Below are 21,857 nucleotides of genomic sequence, written 5' to 3' on the forward strand. Positions count from 1 at the left end.
TTTTAAACCCTTAACACGATATATGGAGGAATGGTCATATCTTCGGTTAGGTGCAACCATGACATTTTGCTCTACACTAATAAAAGCAATTAAAAATCCTAAATTGGTGCTAAAGATACTTTTTTATCGACTGAAACCATATCATGCAGTAGTAATTACTTTTAAGTTCAAAGAGACTAAAAACGTTAGAACTCCTGCAACTATATACAGAGTTACGAATGACAATATTGATGATGCGCTAATATATGAACCACCAATTAATGTTGATAAATTCAGGCAGTTTTTAAAACAGGGTGATTGGGGTTACTATGCATATATTGATGATCAATGGGTACACCGTTCATGGGTAACATTTGGTCCGCAAACAATTACTCAGTGGGATCGTTTTGCAAATTTAAAATTAAGCATAAATGATGCAGGAATAAGATGGTGTGAAACTAGTTTAACGGGCAGAGGTAATAATGTTTATCCTGCTGTTTTGAGTCAAATCGCAAGAGATATTTCTAAAGATTTTAACAATGTTTATGGTTTTACAACCACTGATAATATTGCTTCGTTTAAAGGTCTCTTGAAAGCGGGCTTCTTTCCAGTCAAAAAAACGACGGTATATAGCTTTTTTGGAATCAAATATGAGCGTATGCGACAACTGAATGGAGTCGATTATAAACTATGCAGTGTGAAAAACAACTATGGCACTTGATGAACTTAGTGAAGATTGGCTGAAGTATTTATCATCCCCACGGGGGATAGAGGCGACCACTAATAGGGCGATTTTGAGTGCTTCAAACACAATAAAGTCTTCTTAGGAAGGATAGAATGTATAACTCCATATTTCAAAAACCCTGGTGGCTGGATGCGGTAGCACCGGGACAGTGGAGCGCGGTAGAGGTAAAACATGGTGATGAAATTGTAGCGCGGTTTCCATATGTAATGAAAAATCGGTTTGGGAACGTCATGCTTACACAACCACCCCTGACTCAGACGCTTGGCCCTTGGCTGCGGCCATCGAAAGCCAAATACGCCAAGATGCTTGCTGAGGAAAAGGACTTGATGACAGAATTAATCAATCAGTTGCCTCTCTTTGATTATTTCTCCCAAAACTTCCATTACTCGATCACAAACTGGTTGCCGTTTTATTGGAAGGAGTTTTCGCAAACCACACGCTATACATACGTAATAGAAGAATTAACTGATTTGGATGTTGTTTTTTCAAATTTTTCGCATTCGAAACGCAAAAACATAAAAAAATCTGAAAGAATAATAAATATAGTTTTTGATATAGACCCAAAAACGTTTTACGAGAATCATAAAATGACTCTTCAAAAACAGAATTCCTCAATATCGTACAGTTTTGAACTGTTTAAGCGTATTTTTGAGTCAGGCTATGCTAATAACTCCGCATGTACAATTGGCGCATTTGATAGAGATGGTAATTTGCATGCTGCTTTATTCGTAATCTGGGATGAGAACAGCGCGTATGATTTGATTAGCACGATAGATCCAGATTTCAGAAATAGTGGAGCAGCCTCGCTGCTTATTCGTGAAGCGATAAAATTCGTATCCGCTAAGACAAAAAAATTTGATTTTGAGGGAAGCATGATTGAAGGGGTTGAAAACTCATTCAGACAATTTGGTGCTGTACGGAAAGCTTATTTTAATATTAGTAAAATCAATTCACGTCTTTTGAAAGCCAGCCAGGCTTTTCGTTTATTTAAAGAGGTATTATTTAATAAATGACGTATACTGACTCAACTATTGTAAGCGAAATCAATATTGACTATAATAAGCTCCTGCAAGGCCGGTATGAAGCTGAGTTTCTTCCGAATGATTTTTCTCCGGAGCGTATTGTGCCGGATTTCGGCTTCAATATATTAAACCGGCTGGGACTTCTTTATCGTCCCATCGTCGATGAGAATTATCTCGCGCAGGGTGGAAAAAAACCGGTATGGCCCGAAGGTAAACCTTTTGCCGTTTGCCTGACCCACGATGTTGACCATGTGACGCTTCATTCTCTCAAACAATCTATAAGGAGCAGATCTACGCGATTATTGAATGCGACAGACAGACTAAAAACGTTACAAGTAGGTATAGGATACGGCAAAGACGTAATTAAAGCCAGTATGCATATAAATAAGAAAGATCCTTTGCATTGCTATGAACGGTGGTTGGACGCCGAAGCGTCAATTGGTGCGCGCTCCACATTTTTTTTCTGGCCTGGCTGGAGCCATGTCACAAAAAAACATATTTCAGACTGTGAGTATGATCTTTCAGATATGATCCTTTTCGCCGGTCGGAAAATGTCGGTTTCGGAAATGATAAAAGAAATTGATCGGCAGGGGTGGGAAATTGGTCTTCACCCATCCTGGTATTCTTTCGACAATCTGAATGAGCTAAAGAAACAGAAAGATGCCTTGGAAAGGGTATTGGGGCATGATATTGTTAGTGTCCGTCAGCATTACCTTCATTATGACATCCGCGTGACCCCAAAAATTCACGATGAAGCGGGGTTCGCATATGACTCGACGCTTGGCTTTAATGATAACGTTGGTTTCCGCTTCGGTACCTGCTATCCTTGGAAATTGTATAATTTGCAACAAGAAGCCCAATTGAATATTGTTGAAGTTCCATTAATAGTTCAGGAAGGGGCTATGTTACGGCGGGACAAGGGATTGCGACTGGATAATATAACTTCATTCAAGTATGTAAAACAGATAACAGAGAGCGTGAAAAATGTGGGAGGTGTCCTGACCATTCTTTGGCACCCGACTGCAATAATGAATCAAGACTGGTGGGGATTGTATTCTGCTGTACTTGAATATTTGAAGGGTGAGAATGCTTACATAGGATCAATTGCAGAAATTATGAAAGCTTTTGAATAAATCCTGAATAGGGCAATTGAAAAGAGAAAAATCATTTTTTGATTTGTGAGAATACACAACCTCTTCCGATGGAAAGTTCATAAGTATCGCCGAAAAGTTTATATGAAAAAAGTTTGTATGCTGCTTAAACGCAGCAGGTCAATGCTGGAAAAAGATAGCCGCGTATTACGTGAATCAAAAGCGCTTGCTGATGCAGGATATGAGGTAGTAATTCTTATTTACGATACGGAAGATAAGGAAGATTTCGTAATTGATGGCGTTATTGTAAAAACGGTAAAAATTGCTGGCCTTAAATTGCTGCTTAAATATAACTCATTTTCAGACAATATAACCGGCAAATATCAACTATCTTTTATTCAAAAAGCGTTTAGAAAAATCTATTTTTTTTATCTTAACAGGGTTTATCTCAATAATACATTAAAAAAAGCCTTATCATTGAAGTACGACATTTATCACTGCCATGATTTTGAAACATTAGAAATTGGATACCGGGTAAAAAAAATATTACCAATTAAAATAGCATATGATGCCCATGAGCTTTGGTTGGAAAACAGGAACTATTTAAGTACTAATTTTATATTAAGTTTATTGCGAAAATGTTTAAAACAAGTAAACATATTAAAAGAGCGAATTTGGATCAAGGATGTTGACTTAGTCATCACAGTCAATCAGTCACTTGCACAATATCTCTCAGACTTTTACAATATTAAAAAACCGGTCATCCTGAGAAACTTGCCGGATCAGATTAAAATCACAAATAATGGAAACAAATTCAGGCAGGAGCTAAATATACATGAAAATACTAATATTGTTCTGTATCAGGGAGCGCTACTGTCCGGCAGGGGCATAGAAAACTTAATAAAGGCATTTGAGAATATAAACAATAATACAATCCTTGTTTTTATGGGATACGGTGCTTTATATGACTACGTTAAAAATATTTCTCAACTTATTGAATTTAATGATAAAATATTTCTCAAAGATGCGGTTTCTCCATCGGATTTGTTGGGCTATACATGTGGTGCAGATCTTGGGGTCAGCCTCATTGAGAATACCTGTAAAAGCTATTATTATTCGTCTCCCAATAAAGTATGGGAATATATTGCCGCTGGTGTTCCAATTCTTGTCAGTGACTTTCCTGAAATGCGGCAATCGGCAATAGATGAACAAATGGGCTATACCGTCGACCCAGCCTCACCTGAAGATATCAGCAAAAAAATTAACAGCATTTTTGATAAAAAAAATTACTCTGATTACTTAATGCGTAAAAATAATTGTATTGAAAAAACTATAAGTCAGTACAATTGGGAAAAAGAAAAAGAGATATTGATAAGTGCATATCAATCTATGTGAATACATTTAATAATATGTAAGATATTCATGCGATGAAGGCTCCGGAACCGCTTGTAAGCATTTTATTGTGTGCATTTAATGAAGAAAAATATATCGAAGTTTGCATACAAAGCTGTCTAGACCAAACTTGGCCTAATATTGAGGTAGTATTATTTAACGATGGGTCGAAAGATGCAACTTTTGACATAGTTAGAAAAAACTACTGTGATAATGCCAAAGTAAAAATTCTTTCTTCTCCTGATAATGTAGGTAAAGTCATCGGATTTAACAATTGTTACGCCACATGTTCGGGGGAATATATTCATCTTATGGGCGGTGATGATGTAATGCTTCCACAATGCATCGAAAAATGCATCAATAAATCAAGAGAAATTCCGTCCGAGGTACTGTATCATGGGCTTGAAATGGTCGATGAACGGCTGATAACAATTAAAAGAAATTATCTAAACCCGAAGTTCGCTACCATAGCGCCAGTTAAGGCTATTGTGGAAATGGCGTCGGTAGCTTCCGGCTCATGGTTCATCCACAGAAGTATTGCAAATAAGATATTCCCGATTCCACTTGAAGTTCCATATGAGGATGTATGGATGAGTGCCAACATAAAGAACGACGCTCACAGAATAGGTGTTTTAAAAGAGGATCTGATTCTATATCGGCAGCATAATCAAAGCACTTTTTCAGTTGTTGATACATCATTCGCAAAAGTAAAATTTAGACACAAAAGGAACTTGCAATATTTGAACTATATCGTATCGGAAAACATATTTGATCTCAAAGAAAATGACTATGAGAAGCTGAGAAAAAAAATTGAGCAGCATGAAGCAATTATTGCCTGCAATAATTATAAAGAGGTTGTTTTCGCTGATTTACCATGGCGCATGAAAAGCAGAATTATTCTCAGAGCTTTATATTATACGATCAGATTGGCTTTAAAAAGGTAGAGAAGTATATAAAATGTTCAGATATAAATGTCTAGTATTGTATTTTATATTTTTCATGGCTTGTCCGCACCTTGTGTATTCACAAGGAGAGATTCAGATCAATCCTTTGATCCGTATGTTCTATGTATCAAATATGGGCAACGATCAGTGGACTGGAAGCTTGCCTGCGCCAAATTCACGCGGAGATGACGGACCATTTGCAACCCTTGAGCATGCCAGGGATGTCATTCGACGGCTCAGGCAAATTAGCCCCGACAATCAATTCACGGTTTTAGTGCGCGGTGGTGTTTATAGGCTTAACGAAACATTAACTTTCGGTCCGGAAGATTCTGGTACAGAGTCAAATCCTCTTATAATAAGAGCCTATGACAAAGAGAAGCCAATTCTGAGCGGCTCAAGACCAGTTACAAATTTTGTGACCCACAACGGTAAGATTTTTAGAGCTGATCTAAAAGGCACATCCGTTGAACCATATGTTTTCCGACAGCTATTTGCTGGAGGAAAAAGACAGACACTTGCACGGTTTCCTAACTACGATACACGCGATCCCATTGGCAGTGGTTTCCTATATGTTGCAGATTCAATCGGCGGGGACAGCAAGACAAAATTTAAATACAGTACGGGTTCTGTACATAGTTGGGCGGAACCCAGCAATGCAGAAATTGTTATTTATCCGGGACCTAATTATTGGAACAATATCATCCCTATTGCCGGAATTGAAAGAGACCAGAAAATTATCACCCTTGCTGGAAATACATCATATTCCATCGCGACAGGCGACAGATATTTCATTCAGAATTTGTTGGAAGAACTTGATTCGCCAGGCGAATGGTACTTTGACCGCATGGGAAAAATTCTCTATTACTGGCCAGCAGATGATAGGTCTCTTGGGACAGTAACTATTCCTGTCCTCAAATCCATACTTGAAATAAAAGGTAAAAAGTACGGGAATAAATACTACGGTGCTACATCATATATCCGAATCGAGGGCTTCACTTTCGAGGGATGTGAAAGTAGTGTCATCGTGATCAACGGGGCAAAAAAAATAGTTATCGCCGGCAGTTCGATATACAATGCCGGTCGCCATGGTATTGAGATTCAAGATGGTTTTAAAAATTCAGCAGTTGGGAATGACATTTATGATGTCGGAGGTGTCGGTATAAAGGTTACTGGGGGTGATCAAAAAACCCTCACCCCTGGAAACAATCGTGCTGAGAACAATTATATTCACCACGTAGGTGTGTTTGACAAAAATAGTAGAGGTATCGAATGCAGAGGAGTTGGGAATGTAATAGCACATAACTTGATTAGCTCGACACCGCGCATTGGGATTTTGTTTGATGGCAATGATCACTTGATTGAGTATAATCATGTTTGCCATGTAAATCAGGAAACTCAGGACAGTGGTGCTATCTACAGCGGAGCTCGCGACTGGACTAAACGGGGCAATATCGTACGTTTTAACTATATCCATGACAGTGGCGGTTATGGACGAAATAGTGCGCAAGAGCCTTGGCAGAGTCCATTTTATACTTGGGGCATATACCTTGATGACTGGTCAAGCGGAACAGAGGTTTACGGCAACATAATTGCCGATACCACTCGTGGTGCAATATTTATTCACGGCGGTAGGGATAATATAGTTGAAAACAATATCATTATTGACGGCGGTACTTCAGGACAGATGGTATATTCCGCATGGCGTCCCGATAGCCCTACCGCACAGAAATTTCTTCCTTTGATGTTTTCCAAGGTACAGGAAATCGGATATACAAAGTATCCTCTATTATCAACTATTACAGATATGGCTACAGGTGCCAAAATGTCAGGCAATCGTTTTGTGCGTAATATTATTTACTATAAGGATAAAAAAGCGCCTCTTTATGGGATTTATAATGATATAGATCTTGAAACGACGGTTTCAGATCACAATGTGATGTACCATGAAGAACTGCCTTTACTTGTTCCATTTATGAAAGTACCTGCAAACCTGCAATGGAGCGTATGGCAAGATAAAGGATTTGATCAACATAGTATTATTGCCGATCCGCTGCTTACTGATCCAATAAATGGCGATTATACTCTTTTCCCGGATTCCCCAGCTTTAAAAATTGGCATTAAACCAATCCCCTTCGAAAAAATAGGTCTTTACAAAGATCCGATGCGTGCAAGCGAGCCTATTAAAAAGTAATTTACCTTAGAATGTACAGCACTTTTCAAAACGAAAATATTTTTGGCTTCTTCATAAGCGGAAGAGGCGTTCGAGGCAATGTTGACCTATCCCTTAAACTGATAGGTTCCGGCAAAAAGGGTTCGTACATGGCTTGTGCCAATCCACACTCTCTTGTTGTTGCATCATGTGATTCTATATTCGATAATGCACTGAAAAACGCGGATATTCTTTTGCCCGATGGTACAGGGATAGTACTTGCTGCTAAAATTCTAAACGTTCCAATTCATGAACGAGTTGCGGGTTCCGAGTTTTTTAATGCATTTTCTGAAAATGTTTCAAAAAATGGAGGATCTAAGTACTTTTTTCTGGGCTCAAGCAAACAGGTTCTTGATTTAATCGTGACCCGGTTAAATAGTGAATATCCAAATATAACAGTATGCGGAACCTATTCCCCACCATTCAAAGAAGTCTTTTCCGACTTTGAAAACATTCGTATGATCGAGGCAATCAATCAGGCTTCTCCTGATGTCTTGTGGGTTGGCATGACTGCTCCCAAGCAGGAAAAATGGATATACCAGAATAAGGATAAACTTGAAGTGTCATTTATTGGCGCTATTGGTGCTGTATTCGATTTCTATGCTGGTACGAAAAAGCGTTCATCACCCTTCTGGCAGAAAGTTGGTTTGGAATGGCTACCCAGGTTTTTAAAGGAACCGAAAAGACTTTGGGAAAGAAACATGAGATCAACGCCAATTTTCTTAAGCTGGGTATTAAAAGAAAAAATAAGACAATTATGGAAGCTTTAGTTATAAATAGATAGTAGGAAATAGTAATGATATTGATATCTTTGGTAAGATCACATCTGATCAAAGCCGGAATATATGTATTGGCCTTGATTCTTGCATATTACTCTGTGCTTGAAAAATTGGTTTTTATTGACTGGGCCAGAGCGGATTATTCCCACTGCTATCTCATTCCTTTTGTTGTGATTTATCTTATTTGGGAAAAGCGGGACGCGCTGCTTGCAATTCCTTCAAAGACTTCATGGGTGGGTATATTACCTTTCTCTTTGGGTCTTATCTTTTTTTGGATAGGAGAACTTGGAGGAGAGTTATTCAGCCTTTATATTTCCATGTGGTTTGTCCTTGTCGGATTGATCTGGCTCCATCTTGGCTGGGATAAAATCAAGGCTTTGGCCTTTCCTCTTTTCATGATATTGACTATGTTCCCGTTTCCCTATTTTATCAATAACAAGATACTGTTAAATCTCAAACTAATCTCTTCGCAACTAGGTGTAAAGCTGCTTCAGCTTTACGGAATGTCTGTTTACAGAGAGGGAAATATCATCGACCTTGGGTTTACAAAATTACAGGTAGTGGATGCGTGCAGCGGATTAAGGTTTGTGTTTCCGATCATGGTTTTAAGCCTGCTTCTGGCATATTGGTTCAAAGCGCATTGGTGGAAGAAGATTATTCTTTTTCTCTCATCCGTTCCTATGGCAGTATTTGCCAACAGTTTCAGGATTGCGGCCACAGGAATTCTTTACAGCATGTTTGGCGCTAAAGTTGCGGAAGGTTTTTTCCATGGATTTTCCGCATGGATTATCTTTATGCTTACAATTCCGGTTCTTCTTCTTGAAATGTGGTTATTAAGGCTGATTCCGCCAAAATATGAAGGTCTCAAGGCCAGGAATATAAGGTATAAGGTTCAAGGTTCAAGGAACAAGGTTAATGAAAGAGAAGAAGAGATAGTAGATTGTAATTCGCAGTTAATGGGTAAAAGGTCGATATTTTCTCCTGTGTTTATGACAACAGTAGTAATTTTATTGCTGACCTTTGGAGTATCTCATATGGTCAACTTCCGTGAAAAGATTCCTGTAAAAAAAATCATTCAGCGAATTTCCGCTTAGCATTGGAGAATGGACGGGAGCACGGCAGTCTATGGAACAGAAAATCATCGATGAATTGGATTTAAGCGAATATATTATTGCTAAGTTCAGAAATCCGAAAAACCGGGAGGTCAATTTCTATGTTGCCTATTATGAAAGCCAGCTCGCAGGAGAAGCAATTCACTCGCCGGAATCCTGTCTCCCGGCCAGCGGCTGGAATTCCATACAGGAAGGTACAACCGGCATTTTGATAGATGATACAAAAACAATAAAAATCAACCGTAGTTTTATTGAAAAAGGTGGCGACAGGGAGCTTGTGTATTTCTGGTTTCCTCAACGGGGACGCATCCTGACCAATATCTATCAGATAAAATTATATGGTTTTTGGGATGCTTTAACAAAGAGGCGAACCGATGGGGCATTGGTTCGCTTAATCACTACAGTATACACTGATGAAGAGATAAAAGATGCAGATATAAGGCTTCAGCGGTTTGCTAAAGAGATTGTGCCCGTTTTAAATCAGTTCCTGCCGAACTGATTGGTTTTAATAAATCATTGCTATAATATGTACAAAATAAAAAAAAATGGTTTTATATTATATTTACTATTTTTTTTATTGTTATTGGCCTATTTATTCTTCATGCGAAATTACCTGTTTTATACCAAACTGCCGGTTCAGCCGGCAGATGTAGCGGTTGTTTTATATGGAGATGAAGCGGAGAACAGGGAAAACGAAGCTGTAAGGCTTATAAAAAACAAACTGGCATCAAATATTTATTATCCTTTGTATAACCGCAGCTATTCGGTATCATCAAATAACAAGATAGAAGAAAAATCGGATACTTTGCTAAGCATAGCGGGTTTTAACTATTTAAGAAAAGATCAGGCTATAAAGCATTATGAGAATACGCATATTGAATTGCTGGTGGCAAAAGACTATATTAGAAGAAATCATTTCAAAAAAATCATCTTTGTAAGCTCCTCCTATCATATGAGAAGAATTAAGCTGATTTCTGAAGAGTTATTTGATGAGAATGTTGAGCTTTATTATTCTTCACCCGAACAATACATAAAAGGCTTAGGCTGGTTAATAAACCGGCGGGAAATTAAATTTGTATTTTCGGAATATGCAAAAATTGCCTGGTTTTTATTTTACCGGTCCTTTATGCCCATTCCGATATAGCCGCAAAAATCCATAATAAGAAAAAGCATACCAATCCGGATTTTATAGAAAAAAACAAAAAAAAATAACTGGCAAGGGGTTCAAAGGTGTAAAAAACGGCTCACGGCTCTTTTCTTACGATTCTGAATCTATCGAAATCTTTGTCGTAACTGTAAAGGATATTTTGTTTATCACTCTCGAGGCAGGCAACTATATAGCAATCAACAATTTCTATATTGTTCTCCACCCAAAAGATGAGCATCCGTTCGACAATTTTTTTATCTTTTATAGTTATGCCCTTAAATTTAATTAGTGCAAGAAGGGATTCCGATATGGATTCTTTTGGGACCTTGTAGAATTAAACCCTTCTTTAGTCGCTTGAAGAATATCTTTTTTGGACAAATCATCTTGTATTTTTTTATGCATTGAAAAAATGCCGAATAATTTTTCAGCCATGGACTCCCTTGTGTGGGGTTTTAAAACCGGCTTCATTAAAATTCCTTCGGCGGAAAGAACAAGATCAACCGGGTCTCCGATCTGAATATTGTATTTTTTCCGTAGTTCAGCCGGAATTACAACCTGGACTTTCGGAAAAACTTTTCCTTTTGTCACGCTATATCTGTTATAGGATAAGCGAAGTAAAATAAAACAGTTACCTTTAAAACGTTCTGGCCGGTTTTCCGGTTCTTGTCTTTTTCTTTCTTGTTTCAGTATATGGTATTCTGTGTTCCAGCGAAAATATTGCTATGCCGTCCATCTATGTATTCTTTATTCCAAAGACAGGGATAGCTATAATGTAACTATAAGCAGGCTGCACTTGGCTCTTAATGCAATAAAAAAGACAATACTCATTATCTTTTTATAAGAACGATAACGACTGTCAGGCCAAATGAAGATATTAAGGAAGTCGAAAAACGATTAGATCAGTTTGTTCGTGAAATGATGATAACATCGCTGGATTTTATCGAAAAAAAGAAAGTTAAAAACTAACAATTTATGCGATTTTTTAAATATATTATCAGAAGCGTAAATCTTCTAAATATCATCCTCATTATTACAGTTATTTTTTTTGCAAGGTATGCTGTTCTGCCTGTATTAAATAAAAACATTAAAAATAACTTTCCGGAAATTAGTAATATATCATTAGCAGCAGCAGAGGAAGAAAAACCGGCCGGTCAGCCTGTTTCCTCTCTTTCGGAATTTGTGATAGTAGCCGAACATAATCTTTTCCATCAGGACAGAGTTATTCCGGTTGAAAAGATTACAGCTGATCCTGTTCCAACGCCCGAGATTATACTATATGGAACGCTTATTATGGATAATGAGAGCTATGCATACATAGAAGATAAAAAATCACCATATACAACACCCGGAAGAGGCAAAAGGCAATTGGTCTTTAAAAAGGGAAGTAAAATAGGTGGCTACACACTTACAGATATAAAAAGTAATAAGATTGAGCTGGTCAAAGGAGAAGATAAAATGACAGTAAATATTATGGATTTTGAAAAGCCAAAAACAAGAGATATATCAGCATCATCTATTGTTAGTGCTTCAAATAATGCGGTAAACAAAAAATCTGCAATCTCTCGTATACCGCCTCAAATAAAAGCAAAAATAAAACAAATGAAGAGAAATAATACAAACTGATTTTTTCCCTGAATTTTATATTTCTATAAAGCAAATGGATGACATATTGTCGATAAAATATTAATTGAAATAAAATAAATCGCTAATAATAATCTAACTTGCCCATCCTAAGCTTTGAAGCGAAATTAGTGTTAATGTGCCGCTTGTGATTTGTTCTTAATAAATCAAAAGACAATTCCGATTATGGCATCTCGTGCCGGATATTCCTGTGTAATCCTGCTGCAATGTTTGTCGGGTTACCCGAAGGGGCAGCAGCAGAATAGATTCAAACTGTGGAGGTAAGTTGGCAACAGGTGAAGATAAAGAGCTCGGTATTGGGGTTGATAAAGATATGAGCAATATCGAATTTGATGAGATGATCATGGAAAAGAGTCTAACAGAGAAAAATATAGCTGTTGACAAAAAACAAATCCGGAATAAAGAACGACTCCTTAAACTGTCGGAGGTCATGGAAGAAATGGCAAAGAATAAATTCACTGGCTATATAAGAGTGAATTACAGCCAGGGTATAGTCAGCAGAATAGAAAAATTTGAGGAAATATTGAAAAAATAGGAACAAGGTGAAAGGTTCAAGGTGAAAGGTTCAAGGTGAAAGGTTCAAGGTGAAAGGTTCAAGGTGAAAGGGAAAGGGCTAAATGTTCACAGTCAGCTGAAAACAGTTAACAATCATTTCATCATAAAAACGTGACAAAAGATTTACGTAATTCTAATTTGGAGAACATCATAATTTAACAAACAGGGTTTATAACCAAACCTGTAAAAGTGATTCACCGCTGAAAACTGAGATTAAGTGCGCAAATATAAGGGTGAAAGGAAAACGGTTTCCGGTTTACAGTTAAAAGCGGTAAATGATTTTCCTTTACTGTCAACCGGCAACTGTCAACCGTAAACGGTTAAAATCGGTTCAGGGTCGTTTCATCATGAAAACGTGACAAAAGATTTACGTAATTCTAATTTGGAGAACATCATAATTTAACAAACAGGGTTTATAAACTAAACCATAAATAACAAATGACCCTATGGGTACTTTGCTGACCTGAAATCCCCATCAGGCCCCAGAAAGCCCGAATTGAGAGCATATTGTTTCACGCTTTTAGTTCGGGTTTTTTGTTTTATCCCCACAAAGAAAGGAGGTGATGAAAACAAAGTAGGCTTGAGTGCAAAACAACTAAGGCGAAAAATTGAAAACAAAGATTACAATACCTCCAGAAAAAGCTAAAACCCGGGTAACCGGGTGACGGAAAGCCAAAGGGTCCGGGAAAGCGGTAAGAAAAAAACTTCAAGTCATAAAAAGTCATAAACAATTAAGACTTAAAATAAAGACCGCCCGAATCGGAAAGCCAGGCCGCCTGGGAAAAGACAAAAAATTTAATCAAATTTATTATCAAACTGGAGGAAAGAAATGAAAATCAAAAAATTAGCAGCAGGTATGAGAAAGAAGTTAGCAGTACTTACTATTGCATCAGTAATGTTTGTCTTCGGAGCTGCCGGGAATGCATCGGCTTATTTCGAAGATCTTAATCTGATCCGCAGCATTTACACCACTACGGGTGTTGTAGAAATCGGCAGCGATCTTGGTCTGAATGCAAGCACTCTTAACTCAAATAATGTATTCGGTTCCTCAGTCGCTCTGAGTTCTTTTGACGGAGATTTAAACAGTCTCGTTGCAGGTTATTGGGCGCATGATATGACTAACAGGGACTTTTATGCCACAGGTTTTGCCAATGATACCGATGGTCTTACGATGTTGGGACGTAAACAGGTCTCAGCAGACGCTACTTATAACTATGTGCAAACTCTTTATGCAGGTTCAGGTCTTGCGACAACAATTATCAATCCCAAAGAAACTGCGGATTCCTATTTTAAAGTGTTTGACGTTAATGGTAACAATATAAGTTCAATGGGAAGCAATCTGAAAAACGATTCTTATGAAATGACGTTGAGCCTTGCCGGTCTTACAACCATGGGTTATGTAGATCAAGTTTTGTATTTCTTTAATTACGACAATATTAGCGCTGACAAATCCGGAATAGAAAAGGGGATAATAAGAACTTTTCTTACAAGTGACGGAACTACAGTGGATCTTAACGGTCCCATGATTGCAACCGTAATCAATCCGAATGCAGTTCCAATCCCTGGAAGTATCATGCTTCTGGGTTCAGGACTTCTTGGGTTATTCAGTATCAGAAGAAAGGCAGCATGATTTAGTATTTAAGATTAAGGAAGAGTATTTTCCGGTTTTAACTTGTATATTAAATTTAATATTTTAAATGGAGGAAATTATGTTTAAAAAGGCTATTCAGGGCGCCTTGATAGGAATCGCAATGCTTGGCATGGTGGGTACGGCAGGAGCTGATGTGATTAATATCAACCTTTACGGCGCATCGGCCCAGCATCTGTTCTGGAACGATACTGCCGACAATTTTCTTAGCTCAAAGGGTTGCACAAATGTGGTTCAGGATTCCTATGATTCCAAACAGGGCATTTCAAAAGGAACTCTCGGAGCGGACACTATTTACATTCGTTATGCATCCAAGGCTTCATATGACGGTATAATGGCGGTAAAGGGTAGCGGTGGCGATCCGGACGGTTGCGGAAGCCCTTTTATGAGAAAGATGGTTGATGAAAACAGTTGCACGGACTGGGTTCTTGGCGGAACGGCCTGTTCTGCTCTTAAATGCGTTGAAATTACCCTTGGCGCATCCGATGTTGCAGGCAGCAGTTTCACACAGGAAAGCCATGGCGCATTGAAAGGCCCAAATGGCGGTGCCCAGACTGACAGAGTCTTTACCGGTATCGATGCCACAGGATTGGAGGACTACCAGCCGGTGGTTGTTCCTTTCGGTTTTTTTGCAAACAATACGGTATCAAAGACAAGATGCTTAGGTCCTGACCCTCTGGAGCCGGATATGAATGCTCACAAGGCGGTTTCAACATGGGGTTATCAGTGTTATGATCCTTCTGAAACAGGTCACAGCGAAGACTGTATCGGTTATTACAAATGTATAGCAGGAAAATGCTCAGGCGGTATCAATGGCCCAAGTCACACAGGTGGCGCACTTGACTGCAGCGCGGCTATTGACTGTCCGGATGTTGCTCTGGGAGACACTCATTGCGAACGCATTCCTCTGGATAATATTTCAAGGCTTCAGGCCGTTATGATTTACGACGGCCAGGCCTGGTACTGGAAAGATTTTGGTGACTGGTATGCGGATTATCCTATAGTTGCCTGTTTGCGCCACGCCGGTTCGGGAACTCATGCCACATTGGATTGGGCAGTAATGAGAAGTTCCGCTAAAGACTGGGGCTGGCCGCTTGTCACCAATCAAAGCGCTGCCGATCCTACAGTATGGTTTAACGACGGATCTTCCGATGAGATGGCTTGTGTTAACCAGCTTGAAGGCGCCATCGGATATGCCGATGCGGATCAGCTTGAAGGCACCTCAAATTATCCCAATGTTCATGCTCTTAAATACCAGGGCGTTGAGCCTCGCCGGACAAAAGTCCGCAACGGAGAGTATGATTTTTATTCAAACCAGTGGCTATATGGCAATCCTGACCGTACTGCATACAGCAATATAAAGACTTCCTGGATTGAACCATTGGCAGCGTATGCTTCCGATCCGGACCATATCCCGCCAACCAAGGCAAAGTTCTGGGCTACAAAAGGCGAGATGGTATACAACAAAGGTAATGACCGTGCATATCCTGGCTATGTCGGCGCCAGCAATCCTCAATTACCGTAATTGAATAATGCGGTTTGCCTGACAGACCGCGATTGAATTTTATAACCATAAAGGGCTTCCGAAAGGAGGCCCTTTTTTTATGAATTATATTTTGAGACCTTTGAATCAATGCCGGTTTCCGGCCTGTACCGGAATGACGGAAGTTAATATGTTTCGAATTATTACAAGGCCAACATAATCTTAACGGTAAAATAACAAACCGCTAATATTAACCTAACAGGGGGTAGTTAAATATTAAAAAAAAATGAACCCGCTAAAAAACGGATTAAATATCCTTAAGACAGAAGAGAGGGAAAAGAGAATTGAATAAGAGCAGTGCCAAAAAAATCATGGTTGTTGTTTGCATAGTAAATATGCTTGCCGGTTGTGCGACGATAAAACCTGCCGAACCTGTAAAAGCAGGGGAAAAGATTGCAGTTAACTTCACCTGCAGGCTTAACAATGGCGATATCGCGGCGACAACGGATTTTGGTTTGGATGCGAATCCGGATATAAAAAAATCGTCTGTTTTTGTGCCAAGAAAAACCGGTGATCCGTTGATAATAACTGCAGGAGAAGATGAGAAAATCTATGGGACTCCAGGCGAAAGGGGCTTTGAGGGAGAAATAGTGGCCGATGCTGCTAAGGCCGTTGTTGGGATGAAGATCGGTGAGATCAGGGCTTTTGAAGTCAGAAGGGATCGTATAAAAACTTCCGGCAATGAGCCTATGGTTATACAGATGGCCCGTGTCAGGACGCGGGCTAAAGAGATTAAAATGACTCCTGATGAATTTATAAGCAAGAAAGGAAAAGACCCGGAGGTGGGACAAATTTATACCATTGATCCTTCTGTGCCTGGAAAAGTAGTTTCAGTATCGGATGAGGAAGTAGTCATACGATTTAAGGCGGAACCGGGAAAGAAAATCAGAACAGCTCTGGGAGAAGCTGAGATCAGAGAAAAGGCCGGCAGTTATGAAATTGTTATTGATGCAAAGAAGGGAGATCTTATCAGAAGCGGTAATATGGTTGGGCGCATCGTAAACATTGATGACCGGATGATCACAATCGATTACAGCCATCCTCTGGCTTATGAAACTTTGAAGTGTGATGTCAAAGTTGAAAACAGGGAGCCGACGGATAAAAAAGAATGAAACCCGGATTGATTTTAAAAGCCTTATCTCAGGAGTAAATAAAGGAGAAATAATAAGATGGTTTGGAAGAATGGTTTAATAACAATTGTCACTGCTGCCTTGTTTTTCGGATGCGCAGGAACACATCCTGGACTTAAAGAACACAATCAGGTTGTTGAGCTGAATGCCGGTGTGCAGGAAGAATCACCTGAGAAAAAGGTGGCTATGAAGACGCTTGAAAATGCGTTTCAACAGGCGAAACAGACCGGAAAGTCCGTTAGTATTGATGTGGGACAGGAGGATCCCGCAACCGTTGAGAAAGGAGATCTTGCACTCGTAAACTATACTGCAAGTCTTCAAAACGGAAGCCTGATTTATACAACCATAGCCGATATTGCAAAGAATACAAAAAAGATAATAACCGACGGAGTTCCAAAAAACGAAAAATTCGGGCCTGATGAGATTGTGGCAGGCAATACCGGTTTTATACCGGCAGTGGGATCGCTTGTTATAGGCATGAAACAGGGAGAAAAGAAAACGGTAACTCTTCCACCTGAGAAAGCATTTGGACCAAGCGACCCGAAAAAGATAGCCCAATTTCCCTGTAAGATTGCAATGCCTAAAAACTTGATTCTTGACCCGCGCGCTTATGTGGAAAAGTTCAATGCTTTTCCGATTGTCGGCAGGGAAGTCGAGTTGACACCTTACTTCAAATCAAGAGTGACTGAGGTCGCAGAAAACCATGTCAAACTGTCAGCTATGGCAAAAGGTGGTGAGAGAAGCGTGGATAGTTTCGGGACCACAGTGGTAAATATCGAAGGGGATCAGATCATTATAATGCTGACCCCGATTCTGGGGGCTGACTTTGAGATGAATGACCGGAAAGGAAAGATCGTTTCAACTGATGGAACAACTTTAACAGTAGATTTCAACCCGCCGCTTGCCGGAAAAAGTGTTGTGTTAGATCTGGAAGTAGTTTCAAATACCAAGGCTTCCGCTTTTGAAGGCATGGAAATCACATGGGCACAGAATTACGAACAGGGTATTGAAGAAGCCAAGAAGGAAGATAAACCCGTGTTTCTTCTGCTTTATGCACCTTGGTGCGGCTGGAGCAAAAAGACCATGGAAGACACCATGGAAGATCCCAGGATTAAGATGCTCAAAGACCGGTTTGTATGGGTGAAGGTGAATACCGACGAGCGTAAAGAACTGTATGAATTTTACCAGCAGAAAGGTTATCCTTTGATGATTATTCTTGATTCGAAAGGAGAAGAAATAAAGAGGATAGACGGCTACAGGGACGGGGCAAAATTGTCCGCTGAGCTGAAGAGTATCCGGGATTCGGAGCAGCAATCATCAAAAAGAGCGCAGACGGAGAATAAGGTTAAAGGATGATGGATAAAGGATGAAGATAAAACGAGGTGCAAGGAACAAGGTGAAAGGGACAAGGTGAAAGGGACAAGGTGAAAGGAGCAAGGTGCAAGGTAAGAGGTACAAGGTGCGAGGTAGATTGCCTGGCAGGCAACAAAATCCTGCCTATCCTGTTCATCCTGTCTAAAAAATACTGAGGCCTTTGTCTCATCTAAACGGCTATCTCCAGCAATATCTTATCGTACCTGACCTGAGGCGAGATTTCTTTGCTGCCATCTTTTTTTGTATCGATAAGCCCAGCCTGTTTCAAAAAACGGACATCCGTTGCGACATTCTTAATATCCCTTTGCAGAATCCTGGCCAAATGATTTAGGGAAGACGGATGCTCCGTTTTGATTGCATGAAGCAGCTCCAGCCGTTTCTGTGTCAATGCCTTGCGAAATGCCTGGATACTTGTAAAGTGCACGCCCCGTTCATGTTTCACTTTTTTCCCGGCTTCAAGGGAATCTGCGGCATCCCCAAATTCGTTCAGTAGTGTTTCCACATCCTTTATTCCGATCTTTACTTTTCTTACTTTCATCATTGCCTCTTATTGTATAAAACTATATCGCTATAGAAATCTCGTATCAATTGATTGATGCCTGCGAAGGCATATGGCTCCATCCTGTTCCCGAAATGCCGGTGATCACCCTTTTTGTTCGGCATTATCGTAACCGATCACACGTTTTGAACCTGCTATGTAAACCAGTGAATATTTATACCCATGTGGTTTGTCAGAAGATTTTTCAACTTTCCAGAGTTTAATCTCAATAATATTGCTATACTCGTCTATCACCTTATTATGAATGATAAGTTCGGCTTTCATATAGGTGTATTATACCAATGATATTCAGGATGTCAATTCTAAAATAGGGAGCATTATTTATTATCAACTATATTTAACAAACAGGGTTTATAAACAAACCTGTAAAAGTGATTCACCGCTGAAAACTGAGATTAAGTGCGCAAATATAAAGGTGAAAGAAAAACGGTTTTCAGTTTGCAGTTAAAAGCGGTAAATGATTTTCCTTTACTGTCAACCGGCAACTGTCAACCGTAAACGGTTAAAATCGGTTCAGGGTCGTTTCATCATAAAAGCATCACAAAAGATTTACGAAAATCTAATTTGGAGAACATCATATAAAATACACAGGGCTTAAGCGATGAGGCCTCCTCTTATTTAGACTGATAATTCAGATATTTATAATTATTTAGCATTTTAACACAAAAACAACAAATTGCTAATATTCTTCTAACAGACAATTATTAAATACTTTAACTTAATAAAAGGAGTGAAAAGATGATCTGGAAAAATTGTGTGGTGCTGTTATTGGTTTTGGGATTTATGTGCGGAAGCGTTATGGCGAAAGACAGGCTGAAGAATGAAAAGGCAGAAATGAAGACAGCCATTAATGCACTCGAAAAAAATTTGGGACAGGTTGCAGAAAAGAATATGATACTTGGCCCGGATATGGTTTACCTGTCCGGGTCTTTCGCATTCAAGGACATAGATATAGATTGGCTTGCACTTTACGAACAAAAAGGATTTCCCTTGATCGTGTTTCTTAACCCGGATGGTAAAGTGATCAAGAAGATAGGCGGATACAGGGATGTGGCCAAATTAGCCATGGAGCTGAATAGCCTGGAATATTAAGCACAGCATTGAAGCTTTTCGTCATACCCGCGAAAGCAGGCATCCGGCACCACTATATATTCCGGTTTCCGGTTTTCACCGGAGCGACGGTTTTGGGGTTACAACATTACAAGAAAAGAAATATAAATATTTTGAACTTGAAATCCGGAATACTTGAAAAATGGAGTGATGATCAACAATTGGTGATCTTCCTCCTTGGTACAGTCCTGATCTTTGCCTTATTATTTAAACTAGCCGTGTCTTCGGTTTATGCCGGGGAGAATGAAGATGCCGTCAAATTTGAGATCAGGGGTTTTGAGATTGAGGGAAACACACTGCTCAAAGTTGACGAGCTTAAGAACGTCGTTAAGGATTTTGCCGGTCCGGGAAAAACATCTGATGATGTGGAAAAGGCCAGAGACAGCCTTGAGAAGCTCTATCACAAGGCAGGCTATCCGACAGTGCTTGTTAATATCCCGGAGCAGACTCTGGACAACGGCCTGGTAAGGCTGGTTGTTCTTGAGAGCAAAATAGGAAAGGTCAAGGTAACGGGAAACCGCTATTTCACGATGGAAAAAATATTCAGGGGCCTCCCTTCCTTCAGGCCCGGTGAAATACTTTATATTCCCGGCGCTCAGGGGGAACTTGCAAAGATCAACCGCAACAAGGATTTCAAGGTGGCGCCCGTTCTGACGCCGGGCAGAGAGCCCGGCACTGTCGATGTTGAGCTTCAGGTAAAAGACAGGTTGCCTCTTCACGGTAGCCTGGAACTGAATAACCGCAACACTCATGATACTACCGATCTCAGGCTAAACGGCATGATCAGTTTTGATAACCTCTGGCAGAAGGAGCACTCCATATCGTTGCAGTATCAGACCTCTCCACAGGAACTGAGCGAAGTGGAAGTATTTGCAGCTTCCTATGTTTTGCCTGTGCCCTGGAAGGATGGCGATATATTTGCTTTGTACGGAGTATTATCCGACAGCGAAACGGCTTTCGGTGAGGGATTTAACGTTATAGGAAAGGGGAAGTTATTTGGGGCGCGGTATGTGAGCCCTTTGCCGCCCTCGGACCTTTATTCCCATAATATTACAATAGGACTGGACTATAAGGATTTTGACGAGAGCCTTGGATATAATACGACAAGCGGTGATGAGCCTGTGAAGACTCCTTTGACATATTTGCCGCTTTCTTTTGCCTACAGCGGGTCAAGCCCGGATACACAGGGTATTACCCAGATCAGCGCATCGTTTAATATGGTGTTCCGCGGTTTGGTGACAGACAGAAGGGAGTTTGAGGACAAGAGATATAAAGCATCAGGAAATTATCTTTATGCAAGGGCGGGGATCGAGCGGTCCCAGAAATTGCCTTTAAGCTTAGGCCTTTTCATTAAACTGGACGGACAGATCGCCAATCAGCCCCTGCCTTCAAATGAGCAGTATTCTGCCGGTGGAATGGAGAGTGTGCGGGGTTATAAGGAGAGCGAGGTTCTGGGAGATAATGCGATACATGGTATTGCTCAGATATCGGGACCGGATCTGTCCGGGATATTAGGTTTTAGGGAAGAATTCGGATTTTTGCCGTATCTGTTTTACGATTATGCAAATGTAAAGACCCAGGATTCTCTTCCCGGCCAGGATGGAGAGGCAACGATCCATGGTGCGGGAGTGGGGATGCGGGGAAATATCACCCGGTTTTTGGAATATGAGCTGGATTGGGCGGTAGCACTTAAGGGTACTGATAAAACCAATGCCGGTGAAAGCCAAATCTATTTTAAGATGAAGGGCCTATTTTAAATCAAGGTTGAAGGAGCAAGGTAAGAGGTGCAAGGTGCAAGGTAAAAGGCTAAAGGAGCAAGGATCAAGGTAAGAGGATCAAGGTTCATTACCAGTGAAGGACTGTAAAATTCCAAGCGT

21 protein-coding genes are annotated in these 21,857 nt (G+C 40.0%); 18 read left to right on the plus strand and 3 right to left on the minus strand.

The window, feature by feature from the left end; all coding sequences use genetic code 11:
- Nucleotides 1–58: 58 nt before the first annotated feature.
- The 10 genes from VXK47_RS19245 (at nt 59) to VXK47_RS19290 (ending at nt 10,417) form a co-directional block, all read left to right on the plus strand.
- Nucleotides 59–700 (plus strand): hypothetical protein, encoded by a 642-nt coding sequence (locus VXK47_RS19245; protein ID WP_435550408.1) that lies wholly within the window; start codon nt 59–61, stop codon nt 698–700.
- 116 nt (nt 701–816) lie between these two features.
- The gene (locus VXK47_RS19250) at nt 817–1,737 is read left to right on the plus strand and encodes a GNAT family N-acetyltransferase (protein WP_435550409.1); all 921 of its coding nucleotides are present in this window, start codon (nt 817–819) and stop codon (nt 1,735–1,737) included.
- Nucleotides 1,734–2,879: a polysaccharide deacetylase family protein gene (locus VXK47_RS19255; protein WP_435550410.1), complete on the plus strand. Its 1,146-nt coding sequence runs from the start codon at nt 1,734–1,736 to the stop codon at nt 2,877–2,879. Before VXK47_RS19250 ends, VXK47_RS19255 begins: the two co-directional genes overlap by 4 nt.
- 102 nt (nt 2,880–2,981) lie before the next feature.
- Nucleotides 2,982–4,232: a glycosyltransferase gene (locus tag VXK47_RS19260; RefSeq protein ID WP_435550411.1), complete on the plus strand. Its 1,251-nt coding sequence runs from the start codon at nt 2,982–2,984 to the stop codon at nt 4,230–4,232.
- A 32-nt stretch (nt 4,233–4,264) separates the two neighbouring features.
- On the plus strand, nt 4,265–5,173 hold the full coding sequence (locus VXK47_RS19265) for a glycosyltransferase family 2 protein (RefSeq protein WP_435550412.1): 909 nt from the start codon (nt 4,265–4,267) through the stop codon (nt 5,171–5,173).
- Between the two features lie 13 nt (nt 5,174–5,186).
- Nucleotides 5,187–7,364, plus strand: coding sequence for a right-handed parallel beta-helix repeat-containing protein (locus VXK47_RS19270; RefSeq protein ID WP_435550413.1), 2,178 nt, complete (start codon nt 5,187–5,189; stop codon nt 7,362–7,364).
- 11 nt (nt 7,365–7,375) lie between these two features.
- Nucleotides 7,376–8,152: a WecB/TagA/CpsF family glycosyltransferase gene (locus VXK47_RS19275; protein WP_435550414.1), complete on the plus strand. Its 777-nt coding sequence runs from the start codon at nt 7,376–7,378 to the stop codon at nt 8,150–8,152.
- Between the two features lie 26 nt (nt 8,153–8,178).
- On the plus strand, nt 8,179–9,255 hold the full coding sequence (locus VXK47_RS19280) for an exosortase/archaeosortase family protein (protein WP_435550415.1): 1,077 nt from the start codon (nt 8,179–8,181) through the stop codon (nt 9,253–9,255).
- Nucleotides 9,256–9,286: 31 nt separating this feature from the next.
- Nucleotides 9,287–9,772, plus strand: a complete 486-nt coding sequence (locus tag VXK47_RS19285) for an exosortase C-terminal domain/associated protein EpsI (protein ID WP_435550416.1) — start codon at nt 9,287–9,289, stop codon at nt 9,770–9,772.
- A 102-nt stretch (nt 9,773–9,874) separates the two neighbouring features.
- Nucleotides 9,875–10,417 (plus strand): hypothetical protein, encoded by a 543-nt coding sequence (locus VXK47_RS19290; RefSeq protein ID WP_435550417.1) that lies wholly within the window; start codon nt 9,875–9,877, stop codon nt 10,415–10,417.
- 288 nt (nt 10,418–10,705) lie between these two features.
- On the opposite strand, the gene VXK47_RS19295 is transcribed toward VXK47_RS19290, so the two are convergent.
- Entirely contained in the window at nt 10,706–11,008 is a 303-nt protein-coding gene (locus VXK47_RS19295) for an AbrB/MazE/SpoVT family DNA-binding domain-containing protein (RefSeq protein WP_435550418.1), read from the minus strand.
- Between the two features lie 384 nt (nt 11,009–11,392).
- On the opposite strand from VXK47_RS19295, the gene VXK47_RS19300 reads away from it, so the two are divergent.
- The 6 genes from VXK47_RS19300 (at nt 11,393) to VXK47_RS19325 (ending at nt 18,293) form a co-directional block, all read left to right on the plus strand.
- Entirely contained in the window at nt 11,393–12,043 is a 651-nt protein-coding gene (locus tag VXK47_RS19300; RefSeq protein WP_435550419.1) for a hypothetical protein, read from the plus strand.
- Between the two features lie 283 nt (nt 12,044–12,326).
- Nucleotides 12,327–12,596, plus strand: coding sequence for a hypothetical protein (locus VXK47_RS19305; protein WP_435550420.1), 270 nt, complete (start codon nt 12,327–12,329; stop codon nt 12,594–12,596).
- A gap of 849 nt (nt 12,597–13,445) precedes the next feature.
- Complete coding sequence (locus tag VXK47_RS19310; RefSeq protein ID WP_435550421.1) at nt 13,446–14,246, plus strand: hypothetical protein; 801 nt, start codon at nt 13,446–13,448, stop codon at nt 14,244–14,246.
- A gap of 79 nt (nt 14,247–14,325) precedes the next feature.
- The gene (locus tag VXK47_RS19315; RefSeq protein ID WP_435550422.1) at nt 14,326–15,789 is read left to right on the plus strand and encodes a hypothetical protein; all 1,464 of its coding nucleotides are present in this window, start codon (nt 14,326–14,328) and stop codon (nt 15,787–15,789) included.
- A gap of 302 nt (nt 15,790–16,091) precedes the next feature.
- Nucleotides 16,092–16,919, plus strand: a complete 828-nt coding sequence (locus VXK47_RS19320) for a hypothetical protein (protein ID WP_435550423.1) — start codon at nt 16,092–16,094, stop codon at nt 16,917–16,919.
- Nucleotides 16,920–16,976: 57 nt separating this feature from the next.
- Nucleotides 16,977–18,293 (plus strand): thioredoxin family protein, encoded by a 1,317-nt coding sequence (locus VXK47_RS19325; RefSeq protein WP_435550424.1) that lies wholly within the window; start codon nt 16,977–16,979, stop codon nt 18,291–18,293.
- Nucleotides 18,294–18,480: 187 nt separating this feature from the next.
- Here VXK47_RS19325 and VXK47_RS19330 read toward each other — a convergent pair whose 3' ends face one another.
- A complete protein-coding gene (locus VXK47_RS19330) occupies nt 18,481–18,852 on the minus strand; it encodes a hypothetical protein (protein ID WP_435550425.1) in 372 nt (123 codons plus the stop codon).
- A gap of 102 nt (nt 18,853–18,954) precedes the next feature.
- The gene (locus tag VXK47_RS19335) at nt 18,955–19,134 is read right to left on the minus strand and encodes a toxin-antitoxin system TumE family protein (protein WP_435550426.1); all 180 of its coding nucleotides are present in this window, start codon (nt 19,132–19,134) and stop codon (nt 18,955–18,957) included.
- Nucleotides 19,135–19,608: 474 nt separating this feature from the next.
- Here VXK47_RS19335 and VXK47_RS19340 point away from each other — a divergent pair, with 474 nt between their 5' ends.
- A complete protein-coding gene (locus tag VXK47_RS19340) occupies nt 19,609–19,962 on the plus strand; it encodes a hypothetical protein (protein WP_435550427.1) in 354 nt (117 codons plus the stop codon).
- A gap of 92 nt (nt 19,963–20,054) precedes the next feature.
- Complete coding sequence (locus VXK47_RS19345) at nt 20,055–21,737, plus strand: ShlB/FhaC/HecB family hemolysin secretion/activation protein (RefSeq protein ID WP_435550428.1); 1,683 nt, start codon at nt 20,055–20,057, stop codon at nt 21,735–21,737.
- The last annotated feature ends 120 nt before the right edge of the window (nt 21,738–21,857 follow it).

The sequence above is a fragment of the Desulfobacterium sp. N47 genome, assembly GCF_051233685.1.
Taxonomy (GTDB): Bacteria; Desulfobacterota; Desulfobacteria; order Desulfobacterales; family RPRI01; genus RPRI01.

What these genes read in the sequence shown, in the direction of transcription:
- VXK47_RS19245 (WP_435550408.1), top strand. Translation starts at nt 59, where the DNA reads ATGACATTTTGCTCTACACTAATAAAAGCAATTAAAAATCCTAAATTG.
- VXK47_RS19250 (WP_435550409.1), top strand. Translation starts at nt 817, where the DNA reads ATGTATAACTCCATATTTCAAAAACCCTGGTGGCTGGATGCGGTAGCA.
- VXK47_RS19255 (WP_435550410.1), top strand. Translation starts at nt 1,734, where the DNA reads ATGACGTATACTGACTCAACTATTGTAAGCGAAATCAATATTGACTAT.
- VXK47_RS19260 (WP_435550411.1), top strand. Translation starts at nt 2,982, where the DNA reads ATGAAAAAAGTTTGTATGCTGCTTAAACGCAGCAGGTCAATGCTGGAA.
- VXK47_RS19265 (WP_435550412.1), top strand. Translation starts at nt 4,265, where the DNA reads ATGAAGGCTCCGGAACCGCTTGTAAGCATTTTATTGTGTGCATTTAAT.
- VXK47_RS19270 (WP_435550413.1), top strand. Translation starts at nt 5,187, where the DNA reads ATGTTCAGATATAAATGTCTAGTATTGTATTTTATATTTTTCATGGCT.
- VXK47_RS19275 (WP_435550414.1), top strand. Translation starts at nt 7,376, where the DNA reads ATGTACAGCACTTTTCAAAACGAAAATATTTTTGGCTTCTTCATAAGC.
- VXK47_RS19280 (WP_435550415.1), top strand. Translation starts at nt 8,179, where the DNA reads ATGATATTGATATCTTTGGTAAGATCACATCTGATCAAAGCCGGAATA.
- VXK47_RS19285 (WP_435550416.1), top strand. Translation starts at nt 9,287, where the DNA reads ATGGAACAGAAAATCATCGATGAATTGGATTTAAGCGAATATATTATT.
- VXK47_RS19290 (WP_435550417.1), top strand. Translation starts at nt 9,875, where the DNA reads ATGCGAAATTACCTGTTTTATACCAAACTGCCGGTTCAGCCGGCAGAT.
- VXK47_RS19300 (WP_435550419.1), top strand. Translation starts at nt 11,393, where the DNA reads ATGCGATTTTTTAAATATATTATCAGAAGCGTAAATCTTCTAAATATC.
- VXK47_RS19310 (WP_435550421.1), top strand. Translation starts at nt 13,446, where the DNA reads ATGAAAATCAAAAAATTAGCAGCAGGTATGAGAAAGAAGTTAGCAGTA.
- VXK47_RS19315 (WP_435550422.1), top strand. Translation starts at nt 14,326, where the DNA reads ATGTTTAAAAAGGCTATTCAGGGCGCCTTGATAGGAATCGCAATGCTT.
- VXK47_RS19325 (WP_435550424.1), top strand. Translation starts at nt 16,977, where the DNA reads ATGGTTTGGAAGAATGGTTTAATAACAATTGTCACTGCTGCCTTGTTT.
- VXK47_RS19330 (WP_435550425.1), bottom strand. Translation starts at nt 18,852, where the DNA reads ATGATGAAAGTAAGAAAAGTAAAGATCGGAATAAAGGATGTGGAAACA.
- VXK47_RS19335 (WP_435550426.1), bottom strand. Translation starts at nt 19,134, where the DNA reads ATGAAAGCCGAACTTATCATTCATAATAAGGTGATAGACGAGTATAGC.
- VXK47_RS19340 (WP_435550427.1), top strand. Translation starts at nt 19,609, where the DNA reads ATGATCTGGAAAAATTGTGTGGTGCTGTTATTGGTTTTGGGATTTATG.